Origin of the sequence: Alloyangia mangrovi (assembly GCF_002300555.2) — a bacterium.
GTDB classification, from domain to species: domain Bacteria; phylum Pseudomonadota; class Alphaproteobacteria; order Rhodobacterales; family Rhodobacteraceae; genus Salipiger; species Salipiger mangrovi.
On sequence record NZ_NTHN02000111.1, the window covers coordinates 1 to 4,572 of the forward strand.

5 protein-coding genes and 2 pseudogenes are annotated in these 4,572 nt (G+C 72.7%); 6 read left to right on the plus strand and 1 reads right to left on the minus strand.

The annotated features are described in order from the left end of the window. From CLG85_RS26780 to cobJ, 4 genes and pseudogenes are all read left to right on the plus strand, one after another. Nucleotides 1-231: pseudogene (locus CLG85_RS26780) on the plus strand (hypothetical protein); the annotation flags it as partial. After that, nucleotides 231-860 carry a precorrin-8X methylmutase gene (locus CLG85_RS26785; protein WP_260350339.1) on the plus strand — a complete coding sequence of 210 codons (630 nt, stop codon included), beginning with the start codon at nt 231-233 and terminating at the stop codon, nt 858-860. The pseudogene CLG85_RS26780 and the gene CLG85_RS26785, both read left to right, overlap by 1 nt. Next, a complete protein-coding gene (gene cobI, locus CLG85_RS26790) occupies nt 857-1,624 on the plus strand; it encodes a precorrin-2 C(20)-methyltransferase (protein ID WP_260350340.1) in 768 nt (255 codons plus the stop codon). Before CLG85_RS26785 ends, cobI begins: the two co-directional genes overlap by 4 nt. Next, nucleotides 1,621-2,373, plus strand: coding sequence for a precorrin-3B C(17)-methyltransferase (gene cobJ, locus CLG85_RS26795; protein ID WP_095884206.1), 753 nt, complete (start codon nt 1,621-1,623; stop codon nt 2,371-2,373). Before cobI ends, cobJ begins: the two co-directional genes overlap by 4 nt. Here cobJ and CLG85_RS26800 read toward each other — a convergent pair. Beyond that, nucleotides 2,346-3,100, minus strand: a pseudogene (locus CLG85_RS26800) (cobalt-precorrin-6A reductase). The gene cobJ and the pseudogene CLG85_RS26800 overlap by 28 nt on opposite strands. Between CLG85_RS26800 and cbiE the strand changes: the two are divergent. After that, nucleotides 3,099-4,313, plus strand: coding sequence for a precorrin-6y C5,15-methyltransferase (decarboxylating) subunit CbiE (cbiE, locus tag CLG85_RS26805; RefSeq protein ID WP_260350342.1), 1,215 nt, complete (start codon nt 3,099-3,101; stop codon nt 4,311-4,313). The pseudogene CLG85_RS26800 and the gene cbiE sit on opposite strands and share 2 nt — an antisense overlap. Continuing rightward, on the plus strand, nt 4,310-4,572 hold a 263-nt coding region (locus tag CLG85_RS26810; RefSeq protein WP_260350344.1), incomplete at its 3' end, for a cobalamin biosynthesis protein. The genes cbiE and CLG85_RS26810, both read left to right, overlap by 4 nt.

A 4,572-nucleotide genomic window follows, 5' to 3' on the forward strand; every position in this document is an offset into this window, starting at 1 on the left:
CCCACCCGCGCGCTCGCGGCCCGGCTCGCGCCGAAGGTCCGCGGCACGCTGCACGTCTCGGGCTGCGCCAAGGGCTGCGCCCTGCCACGCGCGGCCAAGGTCACGCTGGTGGGACGGCAGGGCAGCTTCGACCTCGTCGAAGATGGCGCGCCCTGGGACACCCCCGCCCGCACAGGCCTGTCCCCCGCACAACTCGACGACCCAGCAACCCTCCTTTCGGGAACGCCCTGATGCCCTATGACTACGAAAAGGATGGCGCGGCCATCTACCGGCAGAGCTTCGCGACGATCCGCGCCGAGGCCGAGCTCGCACGGTTCTCCCAAGGCGAGGAGCCCATCGCCGTGCGCATGATCCATGCCGCGGGCATGGTCGGGCTGGAGCGGCACATCCGCTTTTCCCAGGGCTTCGCCGCAGCGGCCCGCGGCGCGCTGGCGCAGGGCGCGCCGATCCTTTGCGATGCGCGAATGGTGTCGGAGGGCGTCACCCGCCCCCGCCTGCCCGCCGACAATCCGGTGATCTGCACGTTGCGCGACCCCAGCGTGCCCGAATTGGCCCGTACCATGGGCACCACCCGCTCGGCCGCGGCGCTGGAGCTCTGGCGCCCGCACCTGGCCGGCGCGCTGGTGGCCATCGGCAACGCCCCCACGGCGCTCTTTCACCTGCTGAACATGCTCGAAGACCCCTCCTGCCCCCGCCCGGCGGCGATCATCGGCTGCCCGGTCGGTTTCGTCGGCGCGATGGAGAGCAAGGAGGCGCTCTGGCAGGCGCAGCCCGTGCCCTGCGCCATCATCGAGGGCCGCCTCGGCGGCAGCGCGATCACCGTTGCCGCCATCAACGCCCTCGCGAGCCGCGCCGAATGAACGTGCAGGGGGAGATCCGCGCAGACGCCAGCGCAAGGGTGCGGGGTACGATCTGGGGAGTCGGCCTCGGGCCCGGCGATCCCGACCTCATGTCGGTGCGCGCCGACCGGCTGCTGCGGAGGGCCCGCCACGTCGCCTACTTCCGCAAGGCCGGGCGGCCCGGGCAGGCGCGGCGCATCGTCGAGGGGATGCTGCGCGCCGACGTGATCGAGATCGCCATGGAATACCCGGTGACCACCGAGATCCCGCTCACCGACCCACGCTACAACGCCCTGCTCTCGGCATTCTACGAGGATTGCACGGCGAAGCTCCGCGCCCTGTCGGAGGAGGGCCACGAGGTGCTGGTGCTCGCCGAGGGCGACCCGTTCTTCTATGGCTCCTTCATGCATCTCTTCACCCGGCTCAAGGGCCATGCGCCCCTGCAGGTGGTCCCGGCGATCCCCGGCATGGCCGCCGCCTGGTGCGCCACCGGCCTGCCGATCACCTGGGGCGACGACGTGATGAGCACGCTCATGGCCACCCTGCCCGAGGCCGAGCTGGTGCGGCAGATGCAGAACGCCGACGCGCTGGTCATCATGAAGATCGGCCGCAACATCGACAAGGTCCGCCGCGCCCTGCGCGCCGCCGGGCGTTTCGACGACGCCTGGCTGGTGGAACATGCCGCCATGCCGGGCCAGTCCGTGCAGCGGCTGTCGGAGGCCGAGGGCCGGGTGACTCCCTATTTCTCCATCGTGCTGGTGCACGGACAGGGACGGCGGCCATGAGCGGGCGGCTGGTCATCGCCGGGCTCGGCCCCGGCGCCGAGGCGCTGGTCACGCCCGACGTCAGCGCCGCCCTGGCCGAGGCCACCGACGTGGTCGGCTACATCCCCTATGTCGCCCGTCTCGCACCGCGCCCCGGCCTGACGCTGCACGCCTCGGACAACCGGGTGGAGCTAGACCGCGCCCGTCATGCGCTGGAGATGGCCAGCGCGGGCCGCTCGGTGGTCGTGGTCTCCTCGGGCGATCCCGGGGTCTTTGCCATGGCGGCAGCGGTCTTCGAGGCGGTCGAGGGCGGCCCGCTCGCATGGCGGGCGCTCGATATCGAGGTGCTGCCCGGCATCACCGCGATGCTCGCGGCTGCCGCCCGCGCCGGGGCGCCGCTTGGGCATGACTTCTGCGCGATCAACCTCAGCGACAACCTCAAGCCCTGGTCGCTGATCGAAAAGCGCCTGCGCCTCGCCGCCGAGGCCGATTTCGCCATGGCCTTCTACAACCCGCGCTCCAAGGCCCGGCCAGAGGGGTTCGTGAAAGCCCTGGATGTCCTGCAGCGCGCCTGCGGCGATGCCCGCCCGGTGATCTTTGCCCGCGCCGTCTCGACCCCCGAGGAAAAGATCCGCGTGGTTCCCCTCGACCGCTGCACCTCCGAGATGGCCGACATGCGCACGGTGGTCATCGTCGGGGCCTCGACCACCCGGATCATCCCGCGCGACGGCGCACCCTTCGTCTACACCCCGAGGTCGGTGCCCGCATGATCCAGCCAGCGCAGCACCTCGTCCACCTCATGCGTCTCGCGCCGCGCCGGGATGGCGGGCCGGTCGATCATGATCACCGGCAGGCCCAGCTCGCGCGCCGCCGCGATCTTGGCGAAGGCCCCGGCGCCGCCGGAGTTCTTCGAGACCACGAGGTCGATCCCATGGGCGCGCATCAGCGCGAGATCTCCCTCGAGGCCGAAGGGACCGCGCTCCACGACCACGTGGTGGTCGGGGAGGTCCGGCGCTGCCTCGGGCGGGTCGACAAGACGCAGCAGGTAGAAGTGCTGCGCCTGTGCGGAGAACTCTGGCAAATGCATTCGCCCCAAGGCGAGCATCACCCGGCGCGGCGCACCGGCGAGCGCCGCGACTGCGCCCGCCATGTCCGGCACGCGGAACCATCGGTCGCCGGCCGTCTCCTCCCAGGGCGCGCGGGTGAGCGCGATCAGCGGCACGCCCGCCGCCCGGCAGGCAGCGACGGCATTGGCGCTCATCTGCGCCGCGAAGGGGTGCGTCGCGTCGATGACATGGGTGATGCGCTCGGCCCGCAGGTGCTGCGCCAGCCCTCCGCCCCGCCGAAGCCGCCGATCCGCAGCGGCAGCGCCTGCGCCGCGGGATTGGCCACGCGCCCGGCCAGGGACACCGTGCCGCGCAGCCCCGCCCCAGCCAGCGCCCGGCAGAGCCGCATCGCCTCGGTCGTGCCGCCCAGAACCAGAAGGTTCAGGTCCATGTCTGAGGCTGTCACGTCCGCATTCCCCTGGCTGTCGATCATCGGCCTCGGCGAAGATGGCCCGGAGGGGCTCTGCACCGCAAGCCGTGGCGCGCTCGCGGCGGCAGAGATCGTCATGGGCCCCGCGCGGCACCTGTCGCTGCTCGCCGAGGCGGGCGCAAGGCGGATTGCCTGGCCCGTGCCCTTCGCCGAGGGCCTTCCCCAGCTCCTGGCGCTGCGCGGGCAGCGGGTGGCGGTGCTGGCGTCGGGCGATCCCTTCTGGTTCGGCGCCGGCGCGGTGCTGGCGCGGCATCTGGAGTGCGGCGAATGGCAGGCCTTCCCGGGCCGCTCGAGTTTCTCGCTCGCCGCCGCGCGCATGGGCTGGCCGCTGGAGGGCACCGAGTGCTTCGGCCTGCACGCCGCACCACTCTCGCGGCTGCGTCCCCGGCTCGCGCCGGGGCGGCGGATGCTCGTGCTGTTGCGGGACGGCGCGGCGGTGCAGGCGCTGGCGGACTACCTTGCCGCCGAAGGCTTCGGCGGATCGCAACTCGCCCTCATGGAAGCACTCGGCGGCCCCCGCGAGCGACGCACCGACGCCCGCGCCGAGGCTCTGCCCGCGCGCAGCTTCAGCCACCCCGTCTGCGCCGCCGTCGCGGTGGCCGGGGAAGGCGCGGTGCTGCCCCTCGCCAGCGGCCGCCCGGACGGCTGGTTCGAAAGCGACGGGCAAATCACCAAGCGCCCGATCCGCGCGCTGACCCTCTCGGCCCTCGCCCCCCGCCCCTTCGAGCATCTCTGGGACATCGGCGGCGGCTCGGGCTCGGTCGGCATCGAGTGGCTGCTCTGCGACCCCACGCTCGACGCCAGCACCATCGAGCCCCGTGCAGAGCGCGCCGCCCGCATCGCCGCCAATGCCGCCCGGCTCGGCGCCCACCGGCTGCGCGTGGTCGAAGGCTCTGCCCCCAAGGCGCTGGCGCAGCTCGAACGCCCCGACGCGGTGTTCATCGGCGGCGGCCTGTCGCGGGAGCTGCTGGACTGGCTGGACAACCATCTTCCCGAAGGCACCCGCCTCGTTGCGAACGCCGTGACGCTGGAGTCCGAGGCGCTGCTCACCGAGGCACAGGCGCGGCGCGGCGGCGAGCTGCTGCGGATCGCGCTCTCCTCGGCCGAGGCCCTCGGTCCAAGGCGCGGCTGGAAGGCGGCTTATCCCATCGTGCAATGGAGCCACGTCACATGATCGTCGCGGGCTTCGGATTCCGGCAAGGCGCAAGCGCATCCAGCCTGCGCGACGCCTATGATCACGCCCGCACCGGGCTGGCGGCGGGCGGCCTTGCCACCGCCGAGGACAAGGCCGCCGCCCCCGCCTTCCGTGCGCTGGCTGAAACCCTCGGCCTGCCGATCCGGGGTATTCCGGCCAGCCAGCTCTGCACGCAGGCCACCCTCACCCGCTCCCCCCGGGTCCTCGACGAACGCGCCACGGGCTCTGTCGCCGAGGC

Excerpts from the sequence above, each read along its gene's own strand:
- CLG85_RS26785 (WP_260350339.1), top strand. The coding sequence starts at position 231 with ATGCCCTATGACTACGAAAAGGATGGCGCGGCCATCTACCGGCAGAGC.
- cobI (WP_260350340.1), top strand. The coding sequence starts at position 857 with ATGAACGTGCAGGGGGAGATCCGCGCAGACGCCAGCGCAAGGGTGCGG.
- cobJ (WP_095884206.1), top strand. The coding sequence starts at position 1,621 with ATGAGCGGGCGGCTGGTCATCGCCGGGCTCGGCCCCGGCGCCGAGGCG.
- cbiE (WP_260350342.1), top strand. The coding sequence starts at position 3,099 with ATGTCTGAGGCTGTCACGTCCGCATTCCCCTGGCTGTCGATCATCGGC.